Raw genomic sequence first — 16,744 nt, forward strand, 5'->3', positions numbered from 1 at the left:
GGTGAGCGGCGACCCGCTGCCCACGTGACGTTCCCAGGGGACTCACGCCGCGCCTCCCGGCTGGCCCTCTATGGTTCTGCCCATGCGCACCCCGACCCGCACCCTGATCGCCGCCGTCGCAGCCGGCATCGCCCTCGCCGGACTCACCGGCTGCTCGGCCGACGCCGTGCAGCAGGCGACCGACCTCGGGTCCTCGGTCGCCTCGAGCGTCGCCGAGGGCGTGCAGGGCATCGACGGCAAGGCCATCCAGGACGGCATGTCCTCGGTCGCCGGCGGCATCGACGGTGCACTCGACACCGCGCTCGAGGGCGCGAACGTGACGTCCGACGGCAAGGTGCCCGACGGGTTCCCGTCGAAGGACGTCCCGCTGGTCGACGGCACCGTGCTCGGCGGGGGATCGGGGCCGAACGGCGCGGGGTGGGTCGCGCAGGTGCGGGCCTCGTCCGTGGGCGACTTCGCGGCGGCCGACCAGCAGCTCACCGACGCCGGTTTCACCGAGTCGGCGAAGCGTGCGGACACGTCGAGCGCGTTCGGGATGTTCCGGAGCGACGCCTACCGGGTCGTGCTCACCTTCTCGGACGGGAACGACGGCGTCACCGCGACCTACATCGTGACGCCCCGCTAGCCCGTACGCTTGGACCCGATGTCGAAGGTCCCCGCAACCCGCCCCGAGCGCGTCCTGTTCGTGCACGCCCACCCCGACGACGAAACCCTCGCGTCCGGTGGGACGATCGCCACCCTGCTCGAGCTCGGCGCCGACGTGACCGTGCTGACCGCCACCCGTGGCGAGCGCGGTGAGATGCTCACGACGGAGCTCGCACCGATGTACGGCGACGGGCCGCGCGTCGCGCGCCACCGCGAGACCGAGATCGCCGGGGCGCTGGCCGCGCTCGGCGGTCCGCGCCACCTGTGGCTCGGGGGACCCGGCGCCCGACCGACCGACCTGCCCGAGCGTCACTACACCGACTCCGGGATGCAGTGGGGTGCCGACGGCCGAGCCGTCGCCGCCGACGACGCCCCGGCCGACTCGCTCACCGCAGCCGACCTCGGCGAGGTCGTCGACGACATCCGCGCCGCGATCCGCTCGGTCGGTGCCGACGCCGTCGTGAGCTACGCCGACGACGGCGGGTACGGCCACCCGGACCACGTCCGCGTGCACCACGCCGCCCAGTACGCGGCGAAGGCCGAGGAGCTCCCGTTTTCGATGATCGTCGACCCCACGACGACCGAGGCCGACGTCACGGTCGACGTGCTGCCCGTCCGGGCGAAGGTCCGTGCCGCCGTCGAGCAGTACCGGTCGCAGGTGACCGTCGACCCCGCCGACCCCTCGGACCCGACGGCGCTCTCGTGGGTGATGCCGCACGGTGCCCGCCACCAGGCACCCGCGGTGGAGGCCTTCCGGCACGCCGACGCTCCCGCCGCCCCCGCGCCGCAGACCTTCGCCGAGATGTCCGGGCAGGGCAAGGCCACCGCGGTGGTCGTCGCCCTCGTGCTCGGACTCGTCGCGGGCGGCCTCGGCACCGTCACCCACCAGCAGACCGTCGGCGCGTTCCCGATCGGGATGGTGCTCACGACCCTCGTCGTCATCGGCCTGACCGTCGGCATCCGGCTCCTGTACCGCTCGCGGGCCATGGTCGCCGCGATCGGCATCGGCGTCATCGTCGCGACGCAGGTGCTCGTGTCCGTCGGTGGGCAGAGCTCCCCGCTCGTGCTCGCGAACACCGCGGGGTACGTGTGGACGTTCGCACCCGCCGTGATCGCGGCGCTGGTGCTCGCGTGGCCGGACCTGTCCGGGGTGCGGGCGGCTGCTGCTGCGTCGGGGTCTGCTGCGTCCGGGTCTGTCGCGTCCGGGTCTGTCGCGTCCGGGTCTGCTGCGTCCGGTCGCGCTCCTCGCCGCGAGTAGACTCGTCCTTGCTCAGTCCGAAGGGAGCACCCCAGCCGTGACGTACGTGATCGCCCAGCCCTGTGTCGACGTCAAGGACCGCGCCTGCATCGACGAATGCCCGGTCGACTGCATCTACGAGGGCGACCGGTCGCTGTACATCCACCCCGACGAGTGCGTCGACTGCGGTGCGTGTGAACCCGTCTGCCCCGTCGAGGCGATCTACTACGAGGACGACCTCCCGGACGAGTGGGCCGACTACTACAAGGCCAACGTCGAGTTCTTCGAAGAGGTCGGTTCCCCCGGTGGCGCGGCGAAGGTCGGTGTGATCCACAAGGACCACCCGGTCGTCATGGCCGAACCGCCCCGCGGCTGAACCGGAGCACGCACGTGGCGCTCGACCTCCCCGACTTCCCCTGGGACCAGCTCGTCCCGTTCAAGCAGCAGGCCGCGGCGCACGAGGGCGGCATCGTCGACCTCAGCGTCGGTTCGCCCGTCGACCCGACCCCCGCCGTCATCCGCACGGCCCTGGCCGAGGCCACCGACGCGCACGCCTACCCCCAGGTCGCCGGGACGCCAGCGCTGCGCGAGGCCATCGCCGCCTGGTACGGCCGGCGGCACGGCGTGCAGCTGACCGAGGCGAACACCCTGCCGACGATCGGCTCGAAGGAGTTCATCGCCGGACTCGCGCTCTGGCTCGGCATCGGCGCCGGCGACACCGTGGTCTTCCCGGCTGCTGCGTACCCGACCTACGAGTTGGGTGCCGCCCTCGTCGGTGCGGCCTCCCTCGCCTCGGATGACCCGGCGGTCTGGCCCGACACGACGAAGCTCGTCTGGCTGAACTCGCCGGGCAACCCGGACGGACGGGTGCTGTCGGTCGACGAACTCCGTGCCGCAGTCGAACGAGCCCGCGAACTCGGCGCGGTCATCGTCGGCGACGAGTGCTACGCCGAACTCGGATGGGAAGCGCCGTACGACACCGCGCCGACGCCGACGATCCTCGACCCCCGCGTCGTCGGGGACTCGCTCGAGGGCGTGCTCAGCGTGTACTCGCTCTCGAAGCAGTCGAACCTCGCCGGCTACCGTGCGGCCTTCGTCGCCGGCGACGCCGCGATCCTCGCCGACGTGCTCGCCGTCCGGAAGCACACCGGCATGATGCCGCCGCTGCCCGTGCAGCAGGCGATGATCGTCGCGCTCGCCGACGAGACCCACGTGCAGCAGCAGAAGGTGCTCTACCGGGCGCGGCGGAACATGCTCCGCCGGGCACTCGAGGGCGCCGGCTTCCGGGTCGACCGCAGCTCGGCGGGGCTGTACCTCTGGGCCACCCGGGGCGAGCCGGCGCTCGACACCGTGGCGTGGCTCGCGGAGCGCGGCATCCTCGTCGCGCCCGGCACCTTCTACGGAACGGCGGGGGAGCAGCACGTCCGCGTTGCCCTGACCGCGACGGACGAGCGCATCGCGGCGGCGGCGCAGCGGCTGGCGAGCGGACGTCGGCTCGAGTCCGCCTAGGGGTCCTGGGTCGTTCGCGCGTTGTCCGCGCTGCGTTCGTGCGTCGTTCGCGCGTCGTCCGCGCGGCGTTCACGCGTTGCTTTCGCGCCGAGCGCAATCCGTGGTTCCCACCAAGTCCCGAGCTCCTGGATGTGCACGAGCGACAGACGCCGCGATTAGGCTGTCCTCGTGACTGACACTGCCAACGACGCTCAGAAGACGGCCACACCGCCCACCACGCCCGTCCCCGTGAGTCCCGCCGCCGAGCAGACGACGGAGACCGCGACGCTGACGTACCCGGGCGGCACCGCGGAGTTCCCGATCCTGCCGAGCGTCGACGGTGCGTCCACCGTCGACATCTCGACGTTCAAGAAGCAGACCGGGATGAACACGCTCGACTATGGGTTCGTGAACACCGGGTCGACGAAGAGCGCCATCACCTACATCGACGGCGACCAGGGCATCCTGCGTTACCGCGGCTACCCCATCGACCAGGTCGCCTCGAACTGCACCTTCTTGGAGGTGGCGTGGCTCCTCATCTACGGCGAGCTGCCCTCCGAGTCCGAGCTGGCCGACTTCGACGCCCGCATCCGTCGGCACACCCTGCTGCACGAGGACCTCCGTCGTCTGTTCGACGCCCTCCCGCACTCGGCGCACCCGATGTCCGTCCTCTCGAGCGCCGTCAGCGCCCTGTCGACGTACTACGAGGACGACATGGACGTCGACGACCCGGAGAAGGTCGAGCTGCAGACCGTCCGGCTGCTCGCGAAGCTCCCGGTCATCGCCGCCTACGCGCACAAGAAGTCCATCGGGCAGGCCTTCCTGTACCCGGACAACTCGCTGTCGTTCGTCGACAACTTCCTCCGGCTGAACTTCGGCACGATGGCCGAGACGTACCAGCCGAACCCGGTGCTCTCCAAGGCACTCGACCGGCTGCTCATCCTGCACGAGGACCACGAGCAGAACGCGTCGACAGCCACCGTCCGCATGGTCGGGTCGACGAAGGCGAACATGTTCGCGTCGATCTCCGCCGGCATCAACGCCCTGTACGGCCCGCTCCACGGTGGCGCGAACGAGGCCGTCCTCGAGATGCTCCAGCAGATCAAGGACTCCGGCGAGCCCGTGCAGCGCTTCGTCGAGCGGGTGAAGAACAAGGACCGCGGGGTGAAGCTGATGGGCTTCGGGCACCGCGTCTACAAGAACTACGACCCGCGCGCGAAGCTCGTGAAGGAGAGCGCCGACGAAGTCCTCGAGTCGCTCGGCGTGCAGGACGACCTGCTCGACATCGCGAAGGAGCTCGAGCAGATCGCGTTGTCCGACCAGTACTTCATCGACCGGAAGCTCTACCCGAACGTCGACTTCTACACGGGCATCATCTACAAGGCGATGGGCTTCCCGCCGCGGATGTTCACGGTCCTCTTCGCGATCGGGCGGCTTCCGGGCTGGATCGCCCAGTGGCGCGAGCTCAACAACGACCCGCAGAACAAGATCGGCCGCCCGCAGCAGCTGTACGTGGGGCACCCGGAGCGCGACCTGCCGAAGCGCTGACCTCGGTCGCACCCCCGCGCGGACATCGCGCCCCGTCCTGACGGGGCGCGATGTCCGTTTCGGGGTGCGTCCCGTGCCGCCTGACGGGCGCAGGCCGTGTGCACTGGACGCCATTGCCTCGAGGCCCGGCCCCGGTCCCGAGACCGCCACCGGGCCTCTTGCGCGTCGCCGGCTGCCCGCCACCGCGCGCCCGCCTGCCTGCGCCCCGCCCGCAACGCGCTCGCCCGCAACGCGCTCGCCCGCCACGCGAGAGCCGCCGCCCGCTGTCGAGCGCGCGAAATACCGCGGTCCGTGCTGCGTCCGCCCGGGTATTTCGCCCGCTCGACGTGCGCGTGGCCCTGCGCATGCAGACAGCGGCACGCCTTCACCGTCGAGCGGGCGAAATACCGGGGTCACAGCGCGCGACCACCCTGGCATTTCGCCCGCTCGCGAATCGGGAGGGGGACGCGTACGTGCAGGGGCATGGACGTTGCCGGTACGAGATCGAGCGGGCGAAACACCCGGTTCGCGTGAGATCGCACCCGGGTATTTCGCCCGCTCGACCATGGAGCTCGGCCACGGGGGTGCGGGGCGCGGGCGCGGGGCTCGGCCGCTGCATCCGGCTACGGCCTCGGGTGCTGCGCTCGCGGCGCGCCCTCGACCCCGCGCGGAGGCGTCCGTGGGGGAGACGGCGACCGCCTGGAGGCGCGGTGCCGGTCGCCGGGACCTGCGTCGCGCCTCCAGGCGGTCGGTGTGGGCGCAGGGCGCTCCGTGCGGTGCGTTCTCTGCGGAGCGTTACGCGTGCAGCGCCGTGTTGAGCTGGATGCCCTGCCCCTGGCGCTGGAGTGCCTCGACGGCGCCGGAGACCGAGTTGCGGCGGAACAGGATGTTCGGGGTGCCGGAGAGCTCCGCGGCCTTCACCGTCCTCGCGGTGCCGTCCGGGTTCGGGGCCGCTCCGACGAGGACCACCTTCGTGCCGGCGGTCACGTACAGACCCGCCTCGACCACGGAGTCGTCGCCGAGGGAGATGCCGAGGCCGGCGTTGGCGCCGAGGAGTGCGCGCTCGCCCAGGGAGACCCGGTGCGTGCCGCCGCCGGACAGCGTGCCCATGATGGACGCCCCGCCGCCGATGTCGGTGCCGTTGCCGACGACGACGCCCTGGGACACGCGGCCCTCGATCATCGCGTCGCCCAGCGTGCCGGCGTTGAAGTTCACGAAGCCCTCGTGCATGACCGTCGTCCCGGGGGCGAGGTGCGCACCGAGGCGGACCCGGTTCGCGTCGCCGATGCGGACGCGGTCCGGCACGACGTAGTCGACGAGACGGGGGAACTTGTCGATCGCGTGGACGGCGATGCCGGCGCGCTGCAGCCCCGGACGCAGCCTGGTGAGGTCGTCCGGGTGCACGGGGCCGGCGTTCGTCCAGGCGACGATCGGCAGGTGCCCGAAGACACCGTCGAGGTTGATCTCGTTCGGACGCACGTGCAGGTGGCTGAGCAGGTGCAGGCGCAGGTAGGCGTCCGGGGTGCTCGCGGGAGCCGCGTCGATCGTGAGCTCGGTGGTGACGGCCTCGATCCGGACCTCGCGGCGGGGGTCGTCACCGACGTGTGCCCGGAGTTCGGCGGGGAACACGGCGTCGGAGGGAAGCGCGCCGAGGTGCGTCTCGGGGTACCAGGTGTCGAGCGTCGTACCGTCGGCGGCGATCGTCGCGAGGCCGTGGCCCCAGGCGTGGGTCGGGCGGTCGGCCCCGTCCGTCGGTTCTGGCTGTGCGGTCGTGTCGGTCACGGGACCAGGGTACCGAGGTGCCGGAGCGGACAGCCGTCCGGCCGGACGGGCGTTGCGGGGCCGCACCGCGCCTCCAGGCCCTGGACGGGGTGGCGGCGGGGCAGCGGGTCGCAAGGGGCTGCCGATAAGGTGACCGCATGCCGGAGCAGCTCGACCTCACCGCCTCGTCCATCGACATCACCCGTGCCATCTGCGACATCGAGTCGGTGTCCGGGAACGAAGGGCCGCTCGCCGACGCGATCGAAGCCGCCCTGTCGCCCCTCGCGCACCTCGAGGTGATCCGTGACGGCGACGCGATCGTTGCGCGGACGAACCTCGGTCGCGACCGCCGGGTCGTCATCGCCGGGCACATCGACACCGTCCCGCTCAACGCGAACCTGCCGACGGAGTTCCGCACGGCGGAGGACGGCACCGAGATCCTCTGGGGACGCGGCACCGTCGACATGAAGGGCGGCTGCGCCGTCCAGCTCAAGCTCGCACACGACCTGTCCGCGCCGAGCGTCGACGTCACCTGGGTGTTCTACGACCACGAGGAGGTCAGCGACGCGCTGAACGGCCTCGGTCGTCTGGCCCGGACCCGTCCGGAGCTCCTCGCCGGTGACTTCGCGATCCTCGGCGAACCGTCCGGCGCGCAGATCGAGGGCGGCTGCAACGGCAACCTCCGCGCCGAGGTCCGCACGTTCGGCAAGCGGTCGCACAGCGCCCGCAGCTGGATCGGCGACAACGCGATCCACAAGACCGCGCCGATCCTGGCCACGCTCGCGGCGTACGAACCCCGCACGGTGACGGTCGACGGGCTCGAGTACCGCGAGGGCCTCAACGCCGTCGGTATCTCCGGCGGGATCGCCGGCAACGTCATCCCCGACGAGGCGATGGTGCACGTCAACTACCGGTTCGCCCCCTCTCGGAGCGCCGACGAGGCCGTGGCGCACATCCGTGAGCTGTTCGACGGGTACGACGTGCAGATCGTCGACCTCGCGGCCGGTGCCCGACCGGGCCTCGACGCACCCCTCGCGCAGGACTTCGTCGCGGCCGTGGGCGGACCGGCGCCGCGTCCGAAGTACGGCTGGACCGACGTCGCCCGGTTCTCCGAGCTCGGCGTGCCTGCCGTCAACTACGGCCCCGGCGAGCCGGTGTTCGCCCACCACGACGACGAGCAGGTCCCCGTCGACCAGATCACCTCGGTCGAGGACGGTCTGCGTCGGTGGCTGACGGCCTGACGACGGCCGGGACCACCCGGCTGAGCCCTGCTCGAGCCCGCTGGCACGCCCGCTACCGGGTCGTTCCGTGGTGGGTGCGGATCACGGTCGTCTACGCGGTGGCGCGCCTGGTGACCGGCGCGATGCTCACGGCGTTCGCGAGTGTGCAGGCGGCCAACTCGTTCACCGTCCAGCATCCGTCGTACCTGTCGTTCGCCTCGATCTGGGACGGCGCCTGGTATCGGGTGATCGCGGCGAACGGGTACCCGTCGACGCTGCCCGTGGACGCGGCCGGGCACGTGACGGAGAACGCGTGGGCGTTCATGCCGGCGTACCCGTTCCTGGTCCGGGCCCTGATGGCGCTGACCGGGGCGTCGTTCGAGTTCGTCGCGGTGTCGGTCTCGCTGCTGTGCGGTTGGGGCGCGGCACTGGTGTTCCGCCGGCTGATGGGCAGGTTCCTCGACCCGGCGCGGGCGACGTTCGCCACGGTCCTGTTCTGCGTCGCGCCGGTCTCGGCGATGTTCCAGGTCGCCTACGCGGAGTCGATGGGGCTGTTCCTGCTCCTCGTCGCACTCCTGCTGATGGTCGAGCGGCGCTGGTGGACGATGCTGCCCGTCGTGCTGCTGCTCGGCATGACCCGCCCGACCGGACTGGCGTTCGCGCTCCTCATCGTGCTGTTCCTCGGCGTCTGGTTCGTCCGACCGGCCTGGATCCGGTCGTCGGAACCGCTGACCGTCCGCCGGTTCGTGCCGCCCGCGGTCGTGGCCGTCGTGTCCGGGCTCGTCGGCCTGGCCTGGCCGGCGATCGCGTGGGCGGTCACCGGCGTCCCGAAGGCCTACACCGACACCGAGCTCGCGTGGCGGTCGTCGTACATCGGCTGGAAGGAGCTCGTGCCCTTCGCGCCGTGGATCCAGGGCTTCGGCTGGTGGTTCCGGCAGCCGGCCGGCGGCATCCTGCTCGCCGTGGTCGTCGTCGGGTTCGCGGCGTTCGTGTTCCTGCCCGCGGCACGGCGGATCGGCCTCGAGCTCCGGCTGTGGGGCGTCGCCTACCTCGTCTACCTGCTCGCGGTGTTCTTCCCGCAGTCGAGCACGTGGCGGATCCTGCTGCCGATCGCGCCGCTCCTCGGGATCGTGGCGCTGCCGCGGTCACGGGTCTACCGGGTGGCCGTCGTCGTGGCCTTCCTCGCCCTGCAGTGGGCGTGGATGTACTTCTGCTGGTGGGTCGACGGTTACGACTGGACCCCGCCGTGATCGGCGCCGGCCGCTGATGTGCTCGGCCGCCGTGCAGCGGCTCCGTCGCTCGGCCGCTGCGCCGCGGCGGCGTCGCCCGGCCGCTGCGCCGCGGCGGCGTCGCCCGGCCGCTGCGCTGCCGCGGCGTCGTCGCCCGGCCGCCACGCCGCCGCGGCGGTGACCATCGCGTTCACGGTCGCGATGAACGGCACCGCGAAGAACGCCCCGACGACCCCCGCGATCGTGGTGCCCGCGGTCACCCCGAGGACCACCCCGAGCGGGTGCACCTTGACGGCCTGCCCGGTCAGGAACGGGTGCAGGACGTGGCTCTCGAGCTGCTGCACGAGCACGACGACGCCGAGCATGATCAGCGCCGTCACCCAGCCGTTGAAGACCAGCGCGATGAGCACGGCGACGATCCCGGCGACGATCGCTCCGACGACCGGGACGAACGCCCCGAGGAACACGATCACGCCGATCGGGATGGCCAGGGGGATCTGCAGGACGAGCGCCCCGATCACGACGCCGAGCGCGTCCGTGACGGCGACGAGCAGCTGGATGCGGATGAAGCTCGTCAGCGTCTTCCAGCCGGCGTGACCGGCGACGTCGATGCGCGGACGGGCGCTGCGCGGGAAGAGTCGGACCACCCACGCCCAGATCCGGGGCCCGTCGATGAGCACGAACAGCGTCGTGAACACGATGATGAAGAGACCCTCGAAGACGTGCAACGCGCCGGACCCCGCGGCCTGGAACCCGGACAGGATCGACGAGGCGTGCGCCTGCAGGTAGTCGGAGCCGTCGGACACCCACGTGTTGACGTCCTTCGCCGTGATGCCGAACGGCTGGCTGTCGAGCAGGGACTGCAGCGACCGCACGCTGTGGTGCAGCCGGTGCTCGAGCGACGGCAGGTCGTACCGGATCTGCGCGGTGACCACCAGCGCGAGGGTGCCGATGGCGAGGACGATCGCCACGAAGCAGGACAGCACCGCGGTCCACTTCGGCCAACGGTGCCGTTGGAGGAACGCCGACATCGGCGCGAGCAGCGCGCAGACGAGCAGCGCGATGAGGAACGGTACGACGATGTCCTGCAACAGGACGACGAGCGCGATGACGACCGCCAGCAGCCCGGCGACCACGAGCAGACGCCACGAGAATCCGGCTGCGACACGCATCCCGGCGGGAACCGCGTCGTCCGACCGGCCAGCGCCGACGGGTGCGGCCGGGGCGCTCTCGGACGGCGTTCGAGGGGCTCGACGGCGCATGGAGCGGATGTTCGGCATCCGCCAAGGTTAGGAATCCGAGCCGCGAGAACGTCCCGATTCGCCACCCCCAACCTGGGCGGTTTCGCAGTTCCCCCATCGATACGAGATAATGGGCGTGCATGTACTGCGCGAAAGGGGACATCTGATGGCAGCCATGAAGCCGAGGACCGGTGACGGGCCGATGGAGGCTGTTAAGGAGGGTCGACTCATCGTCGTGCGGGTTCCGCTCGAAGGTGGAGGCCGCCTGGTCGTCTCGGTCAACGATGCCGAGGCCAAGGAACTCCATGACGCACTCGCTGAGGTCGTCTCGGCCTAGTACGTCGAAGCACTGAACGACAGAGCCCGGAGCGTGTACGCGCCGGGCTCTGCCGCTGCCCCCGGCCGGGTCTGTCGGTGCTCTCCGGCACGATGAGGGTGTGCCACGGACCCGTCTGCCGATCCGCCGCGTCGAGGAGTACGCGCCGGAGCCGCTCCCGCGCGCGCAGTGGCCCGGCACCCTCGCGCCCGTGCAGCAGCTGCTCGACGACGGGCTCGACCTCGCCCCGGTGACGGTCCTCGTCGGCGACAACGGCGTCGGGAAGTCGACCCTGGTCGAGGCGATGGCGCTCGCGTTCGGGATGGGGCCGGAGGGCGGCTCCACGATGTCCGGTCACTCGACGCGGCCGTCCGAGTCGCAGCTGTGGGAGCACCTCGTCCTCGTGCGGGAGCTCGGCGCGGCCAAGAGCGGCTTCTTCCTCCGCGCCGAGACGATGCACGGGGTCTTCACGTACTTGGAGGACCACCCCGGTGCGCGCCCCGAACCAGTCTTCCACGAGCGCAGCCACGGTGAGTCGTTCCTCGACTTCGTGATCGACCGATCGGAGTGGCCAGGGTTGTGGATCCTCGACGAGCCCGAGTCGGCGCTGTCCTTCTCCGGCTGCCTGGCGCTCATCGGGCTCCTGCAGTCGATCGTCGACACCGGGCGCGGGCAGGTCGTGCTGTCGACGCACTCGCCCGTGCTCGCCGCGTTCCCCGGTGCCGCGATCCACGAGGTCGGCGAGTGGGGCATCCGGCGCGCCGATTGGAGCGACCTCGACCTGGTGCGGAACCAGCGGGCGTTCCTCGAGTCGCCGGAGCGCTACCTGCGCCACCTGTCCTGAGGAGACCTGGCGATCGGGTGGGCTACGCGGAGACCTTCGTCATCTGCAGCAGCCCGTCGCCCGCCGGCGACAGCGAGCTGATGACCGCACCCGAGGTCGACACCTCGGTGAGGAGCAACCGGAAGTCCGTCGTCGCCCGGTCCCGCTTCACCGGGTCCGCCACGCGCCCGCGCCAGAGTGCGTGCGGCACGAGCACCGTGCCGCCGAGGCGTGCGAGCCGCAGCCCGTGCTCGACGTACTCGATGACGTGCTCCGGGTCGGCGTCGACGAGGACGACGTCGTACGACGCCTCGTTCATCCGGGGGAGGACCTGGTTCGCGCGGCCCGGGATGAGCCGGATGCGTGCGGGCGCGGAGCCGGCCGCGATGTACGCGTCGCGGGCGTACTGCTGGTGGTCCACTTCGACGTCGATCGTCGTGAGGGTGGCGTTCGGCGCGCCGCCGAGCAGGTACAGGCCGGAGACGCCGAGCCCGGTGCCGATCTCGATCATGCTCGTCGCGCGGGAGGCGGCGGCGATGACACCGATCTGTGCACCGATGGCGGGGGAGATCGCCTCGACCCCGAGCTCGAGCGAGTGCTCACGCGCGCGGGCGATCACCTCTGACTCCGAGACGATGTCCTCGGCGAACTTCCAGTTCGACTCTTTCTCTGACACGCACACTCCGTTCGGGTGACAACTCTACGGGTGCTGTCGGGCCGGGACGGGTTACGCTCGTACCGTGTTCGACGGCTTCGAGAAGTTCCTGGTGATCGGGATCATCGGCGTCCTCCTGCTCGGGCCGCAGCGGCTGCCGATGTACGCCCAGAAGCTCGCCGAGTTCGTGAAGGCCGTCCGTCGCTTCGCCGACACCGCGAAGGACCGCATGCGCGAGGAGATGGGTCCCGAGTTCGACGAGGTCGACTGGCAGAAGCTCGACCCGCGGCAGTACGACCCGCGCCGGATCATCCGCGATGCCCTGCTCGACTCCGGCGGCAGTGCTGCCGCCGTGCAGACGGCGCAGGTCACCGCCTCCAAGGTGCGCGCGACGGCACCGGTGGTGCCGCTCGCCGTCGGCGAGGCCGCACCCTACGACGCCGAGGCGACCTGACGCACGACGCCGAGACGACCTGACGCTCGACGCCCAGGCGACCTGACGCACGTCACCTGACCGGATGACGGACTGGAGGCGCGGTGCCAGCTGGCACCGCGCCTCCAGTCCGTCAGTGGTCGCGGCTACCGCAGGTCGGCGAGGAACCGGTCCGTCCACGCGAGTGCGGGTGCGCTCGGGACCGAGCTGCACGTCGACGACGCCGTCGTCGAGGCGCAGGGGGTGTCGCGGTCGAGCGACCAGGAGTGGACGCCGGCGAGGCCGTTCGCCTTGGCGTACGCGGACAGCGTGTCGACGTCGGTGAGTGTGAAGACCTCGTCGGTGGCGTCGTTCACGCCGATCATCGGCGTGACCTCGATCTTCGACGGCGCGATGCCGTACGTGTGCTCGAGGTTGGTGACGGCCTGGACGGACGACTTCCCCATGTCACAGGTCGATCCGGACAGGACGCAGTTCGCGGCGGTGGCCCGGCCGAGGTCCATCGTCATGAGGTTGACGGTGTAGTTCGTCAGGCTCGACGCCTTGATCGCCTTCACGGTGGCGTCACCGGTGCTGTTCAGCCCGCCGAACGAACCGTCCGAAGCGGCGAGGGTCGCCAGCGTGAACGAGAAGCGAAGCCCCGGGTACTTCGTCTGTGCGAGCGCCGCGGCGTTCACGAGGTTCTGCACGTCGGCAGTGGACTGCCCGCTCTCGATGTCGAAGTCGACACCGATCATGTGCGGCGTGGCGTAGCGCGCGATGAACGACTGCAGGGCGGTGCCGGAGCACTTGAAGGAGCCCGCGGCGCCGCCGGTGCTGACGATGTAGTTCACCCCCGCGGCGTCGAGCTTCGGGATGTTGGCGCTCGCGAAAGCGTCCGCGGCGACCCCGCCCCAGTTCTCGCTGCCGCACGTGCCGGTCGCGAAGGCGAGGGTGATCGCCTTGAGACCGGGTTCGCGGGTGGACACGAGGCTGTTGCTCGACCCGACGACGGGGATCCGGGTCCCCGTGACGGCGGTGTTCATGACGTTCGTGTTCCAGTCGAGGTTCACCGTGACGTCCTTGTACGGGCTGAAGACGAGCCCGCTCGCGGTGCCGGCGCTCCCACCGCCCGGCGTGGTCGTCCCGCCGCCGGTCCCACCGCCCGTGCCCCCACCGGTGCTGCCGCCCGTGCAGGCACCGGACGACGTCCAGGGCTGCCCGCTGCCCGTCACCCCCGAGTGCGTCGCGGGGTCGTCGCCCTGCGTCCACCAGTTCGCGGTGTAGTTCGTGCCGGCCTCACTGACCGTGGCGCCGCCGTTGTAGGCCGTGCCGGCGCTCCAGGCGGTCGCACACGAGGGTGTCGCGGCGAGTGCTGGTGCTGCGGCGAGTGATCCCCCTGCGATCGTCGCCACGACGGCGGCCACGAGGCCGATCCGTACCCGGGTGTTCTTCTGCACGCGGTTCTCCTGTCCTCGGCCGGACGTCGTCGTCCGGCGGATGGAACCCCTGCGACCTGATTTCGCAGGAGCATTGTGGAATACCCCTGCATATTGCTCTCGGGTGGAACGACCTGTCCATGAAAGGACGTACAGGTGCGCGCCGACCGGACGGTCCGACCCGGTCAGTCCCGGGTGGCGACGATCGTGAAGGTCGTCGGCACGCGGACGCGATCGGCCTCGGGCCAGGCCCACGAGCCCTCGCCGGTGTCCTCCATCCGCTGGCTGAACCGCCACGGCAGGGTCCGGCCCTCGTCGAGCGCCCGGAGTCGGAGGCCCGCGCCGAGCAGGGCGCTCACGATCTCCGACAGCGGGTGCGGCCACTCGAACGTGCGGGTGTTGGCGACCGCGCCCTCGCCCGCGTACGTGCCGGCGTCGTCCCACTGCTGCGCGGTGCCGTCGGGGAAGTACCGGTACCGGGTGACGAGTTCGTCGGCGGACTCGTCGAGCGCGTACAGCGCGGGGTGCCCGTCGCGGATGAAGAACACCCCGCCGGGACGGAGGAGCGCCGCGACCTGCGCCGCCCACCGGTCGAGGTCCGCGAGCCAGCAGATCGTCCCGATGCTCGTGTAGACGACGTCGAAGTCGCCGACCACGGCGGCCCGGGCGTCGAGGACGTCGGTCTCGACCCAGGTGACGTCGAGCCCGAGCCGCTCGGCGAGCCGTGCGGCCGAAGCGAGGGCGGCGGGCGAGAAGTCGACACCGGTCAGACGCGCGCCCTCGCGTGCGAGTGAGACGGTGTCGGTGCCGATGTGGCACTGCAGGTGGCAGACGTCCAGGCCGTCGAGCGACCCGCCGGGGAGCCACGGGGAGAGCACCGGCAGGTCCTCGCGGACCACGGTCGAACGGTGCTCGGGGTCGGCCAGTGCATCGATCTCGTACGCACCCTCGTGGATCGGCACCCGGTCGTCCCAGTTCGCGCGGTTGGTGTCGCGGGCGTGCTCCCAGTCGACGCTGACGTGGTCCGTGCTCATGCGGACGAGCCTAGGACAGCGAGAGCCCGAGCTTCCGGCCGGAGAGACCCCGTCCCATCGTGGCTATCCGCTCCGCGATCGCCACCAGCGCCACCGCTGCCGGGTCGTCGGGCACGCCGAGCACCACGGGCACACCCGTGTCGCCGCCCGCACGGAGCGGGATCGACAGCGGCACGCTGCCGAGCACCGGCACGGGGGAGTCCTGCCCGCGCGACAGCCGGGAGGCGGTCTCGGCGCCGCCGCCCTCGCCGAAGAGGTGCAGCACGGAACCGTCGGGCTGCACGAGGCCCGCCATGTTCTCGACGACGCCGATCACCCGCTGCCCGGTCTGCCGTGCGACGACCCCGCTCCGCTCGGCGACGTCGGCCGCGGCGGCCTGGGGGGTCGTCACCACGATCACCTCGGCGTGCGGGAGCAGCTGTCCGACCGAGATCGCGACGTCCCCGGTGCCCGGCGGCAGGTCGAGCAGGAGCACGTCGAGGTCGCCGAAGTACACGTCGGTGAGGAACTGCGAGACGGTCCGGTGCAGCATCGGTCCGCGCCAGGACACCGCGGTCGAGACGTCGTCGACGAACATGCCGATCGAGACGACCTTCACGTCGTGCGCGACCGGCGGCAGGATCATGCTGTCGACCCGTGTCGGGCGCGGCGCCACGCCGTGTTCGTCGGTCAGCCCCATCAACCCGGGGACGCTGAAGCCGTGCACATCGACGTCGACGATGCCCACGCGCTGCCCACGGGCGGCGAGGGCGGCAGCCAGGTTCACGGTGACGGTGGACTTGCCGACACCGCCCTTGCCGCTCGTCACCGCGATCACCCGGGTGAGCGAGTCCGGTGTGAACTGCACGCCGCGGGGGCGTCCGGCGCGGAGGCGTTCGGTCAGCGCGGCCCTCGTCGCGGGCGCCATCACCGACACGTCGACGGCGACCGAGGCCACACCGTCCACGGAACCGGCGGCCGCACGCACGTCACGCTCGATCGTGTCGGCAGCCGGGCACCCGACGATCGTGAGCTGCAGGTCGACGCGCACCGCGCCTCCAGGCTGCACGTCGACACCACGGATCATGTCGAGCTCCGTGACGGGCCGACGGATCTCCGGGTCGATGACGCGGGCGAGCGCAGCGAGGACCCGCGAGCCGAGCGCCTGGTCGTCCCCCGGGGTCGTGGCGTCAGCCACGGACGTCCGCCGAGCGCTCCGGCTCCCCGTCGTCGATCGCGTCGCGCCGGTCGAGCTCCTCGAGCAGCGACCGGATCTCGGACCGGATGAAGTCCTTCGACGCCATGTCCCGCATCGCCAGGCGGAGCGCCACGACCTCGCGCGCCAGGTACTCGGTGTCCGCCAGGTTCCGCTCGGCACGCTGCCGGTCCTGTTCGAACTGCACCCGGTCGCGGTCGTCCTGCCGGTTCTGGGCGAGCAGGATGAGCGGTGCCGCGTACGAGGCCTGCAGCGAGAGGACGAGGGTCAGCGCGGTGAAGCCGATCGCCGCGGAGTCGAACTGCAGGGCCTTCGGCGTGAAGACGTTCCAGGCCATCCAGACGACGCAGAAGAGGGTCAGGCCGACCAGGAACCAGGGCGTGCCCATCGCACGGGCGATGCCCTCGGTGGCGCGGCCGAAGGTGTCCCCCCGACCGGATCGACGGCGGGTCGGGAGCACGCGCGTGCGCATGCCCTTCGGGGAGTCGAGGCGCTCCTGTCGCTCGAGGCGCTCCTGGCGGT

17 protein-coding genes are annotated in these 16,744 nt (G+C 71.3%); 10 read left to right on the forward strand and 7 right to left on the reverse strand.

Translation table 11 applies throughout. The annotated features are described in order from the left end of the window. Positions 1-82: 82 nt before the first annotated feature. The 5 genes from DEJ28_RS04645 (at position 83) to DEJ28_RS04665 (ending at position 4,918) form a co-directional block, all read left to right on the forward strand. Positions 83-625, forward strand: coding sequence for a hypothetical protein (locus DEJ28_RS04645; RefSeq protein ID WP_111116055.1), 543 nt, complete (start codon positions 83-85; stop codon positions 623-625). A gap of 18 nt (positions 626-643) precedes the next feature. Next, positions 644-1,903, forward strand: a complete 1,260-nt coding sequence (locus DEJ28_RS04650) for a PIG-L deacetylase family protein (protein ID WP_111116056.1) — start codon at positions 644-646, stop codon at positions 1,901-1,903. A gap of 37 nt (positions 1,904-1,940) precedes the next feature. Beyond that, entirely contained in the window at positions 1,941-2,258 is a 318-nt protein-coding gene (gene fdxA, locus DEJ28_RS04655; protein ID WP_058728223.1) for a ferredoxin, read from the forward strand. 14 nt (positions 2,259-2,272) lie between these two features. Then, complete coding sequence (dapC, locus tag DEJ28_RS04660) at positions 2,273-3,391, forward strand: succinyldiaminopimelate transaminase (protein ID WP_111116057.1); 1,119 nt, start codon at positions 2,273-2,275, stop codon at positions 3,389-3,391. A 228-nt stretch (positions 3,392-3,619) separates the two neighbouring features. After that, entirely contained in the window at positions 3,620-4,918 is a 1,299-nt protein-coding gene (locus tag DEJ28_RS04665; protein WP_111116058.1) for a citrate synthase, read from the forward strand. 774 nt (positions 4,919-5,692) lie between these two features. On the opposite strand, the gene dapD is transcribed toward DEJ28_RS04665, so the two are convergent. Continuing rightward, positions 5,693-6,679, reverse strand: coding sequence for a 2,3,4,5-tetrahydropyridine-2,6-dicarboxylate N-succinyltransferase (gene dapD / locus DEJ28_RS04670; RefSeq protein ID WP_111116059.1), 987 nt, complete (start codon positions 6,677-6,679; stop codon positions 5,693-5,695). Between the two features lie 137 nt (positions 6,680-6,816). On the opposite strand from dapD, the gene dapE reads away from it, so the two are divergent. Further along, on the forward strand, positions 6,817-7,899 hold the full coding sequence (gene dapE / locus DEJ28_RS04675) for a succinyl-diaminopimelate desuccinylase (protein ID WP_111116060.1): 1,083 nt from the start codon (positions 6,817-6,819) through the stop codon (positions 7,897-7,899). Then, positions 7,884-9,128, forward strand: coding sequence for a putative hexosyltransferase (locus DEJ28_RS04680; RefSeq protein ID WP_111116112.1), 1,245 nt, complete (start codon positions 7,884-7,886; stop codon positions 9,126-9,128). The genes dapE and DEJ28_RS04680 overlap by 16 nt, the downstream gene beginning before the upstream one ends. Here the strand turns inward: DEJ28_RS04680 and DEJ28_RS04685 are convergent. Then, entirely contained in the window at positions 9,107-10,387 is a 1,281-nt protein-coding gene (locus tag DEJ28_RS04685) for an AI-2E family transporter (protein WP_111116061.1), read from the reverse strand. The two genes, DEJ28_RS04680 and DEJ28_RS04685, sit on opposite strands and share 22 nt — an antisense overlap. Before the next feature lie 127 nt (positions 10,388-10,514). On the opposite strand from DEJ28_RS04685, the gene DEJ28_RS04690 reads away from it, so the two are divergent. Beyond that, positions 10,515-10,685, forward strand: a complete 171-nt coding sequence (locus DEJ28_RS04690; protein ID WP_022905043.1) for a DUF3117 domain-containing protein — start codon at positions 10,515-10,517, stop codon at positions 10,683-10,685. 100 nt (positions 10,686-10,785) lie between these two features. Further along, positions 10,786-11,508, forward strand: a complete 723-nt coding sequence (locus DEJ28_RS04695) for an AAA family ATPase (protein ID WP_111116062.1) — start codon at positions 10,786-10,788, stop codon at positions 11,506-11,508. Positions 11,509-11,530: 22 nt separating this feature from the next. Here the strand turns inward: DEJ28_RS04695 and DEJ28_RS04700 are convergent, their stop codons facing one another. Next, positions 11,531-12,163, reverse strand: a complete 633-nt coding sequence (locus DEJ28_RS04700; RefSeq protein ID WP_111116063.1) for an O-methyltransferase — start codon at positions 12,161-12,163, stop codon at positions 11,531-11,533. 64 nt (positions 12,164-12,227) lie between these two features. Between DEJ28_RS04700 and DEJ28_RS04705 the strand changes: the two genes are divergently transcribed. Further along, on the forward strand, positions 12,228-12,596 hold the full coding sequence (locus tag DEJ28_RS04705) for a twin-arginine translocase TatA/TatE family subunit (RefSeq protein ID WP_111116064.1): 369 nt from the start codon (positions 12,228-12,230) through the stop codon (positions 12,594-12,596). Positions 12,597-12,721: 125 nt separating this feature from the next. Here DEJ28_RS04705 and DEJ28_RS04710 read toward each other — a convergent pair whose 3' ends face one another. From DEJ28_RS04710 to DEJ28_RS04725, 4 genes are all read right to left on the reverse strand, one after another. Then, positions 12,722-14,014 (reverse strand): carbohydrate-binding protein, encoded by a 1,293-nt coding sequence (locus DEJ28_RS04710; protein WP_181433749.1) that lies wholly within the window; start codon positions 14,012-14,014, stop codon positions 12,722-12,724. A gap of 164 nt (positions 14,015-14,178) precedes the next feature. Further along, complete coding sequence (locus DEJ28_RS04715; RefSeq protein ID WP_111116065.1) at positions 14,179-15,027, reverse strand: class I SAM-dependent methyltransferase; 849 nt, start codon at positions 15,025-15,027, stop codon at positions 14,179-14,181. Positions 15,028-15,037: 10 nt separating this feature from the next. Further along, positions 15,038-16,204 (reverse strand): Mrp/NBP35 family ATP-binding protein, encoded by a 1,167-nt coding sequence (locus DEJ28_RS04720; RefSeq protein WP_111116066.1) that lies wholly within the window; start codon positions 16,202-16,204, stop codon positions 15,038-15,040. Then, positions 16,197-16,694, reverse strand: a complete 498-nt coding sequence (locus DEJ28_RS04725; protein ID WP_111116115.1) for a DUF1003 domain-containing protein — start codon at positions 16,692-16,694, stop codon at positions 16,197-16,199. Before DEJ28_RS04725 ends, DEJ28_RS04720 begins: the two co-directional genes overlap by 8 nt. Positions 16,695-16,744: the final 50 nt, after the last annotated feature.

The organism is Curtobacterium sp. MCPF17_002 (assembly GCF_003234115.2).
In the GTDB taxonomy this organism is placed as follows: Bacteria; Actinomycetota; Actinomycetes; order Actinomycetales; family Microbacteriaceae; genus Curtobacterium.

What these genes read in the sequence shown, in the direction of transcription:
- DEJ28_RS04645 (WP_111116055.1), top strand. Translation starts at nt 83, where the DNA reads ATGCGCACCCCGACCCGCACCCTGATCGCCGCCGTCGCAGCCGGCATC.
- DEJ28_RS04650 (WP_111116056.1), top strand. Translation starts at nt 644, where the DNA reads ATGTCGAAGGTCCCCGCAACCCGCCCCGAGCGCGTCCTGTTCGTGCAC.
- dapE (WP_111116060.1), top strand. Translation starts at nt 6,817, where the DNA reads ATGCCGGAGCAGCTCGACCTCACCGCCTCGTCCATCGACATCACCCGT.
- DEJ28_RS04685 (WP_111116061.1), bottom strand. Translation starts at nt 10,387, where the DNA reads ATGCCGAACATCCGCTCCATGCGCCGTCGAGCCCCTCGAACGCCGTCC.
- DEJ28_RS04690 (WP_022905043.1), top strand. Translation starts at nt 10,515, where the DNA reads ATGGCAGCCATGAAGCCGAGGACCGGTGACGGGCCGATGGAGGCTGTT.
- DEJ28_RS04715 (WP_111116065.1), bottom strand. Translation starts at nt 15,027, where the DNA reads ATGAGCACGGACCACGTCAGCGTCGACTGGGAGCACGCCCGCGACACC.
- DEJ28_RS04725 (WP_111116115.1), bottom strand. Translation starts at nt 16,694, where the DNA reads ATGCGCACGCGCGTGCTCCCGACCCGCCGTCGATCCGGTCGGGGGGAC.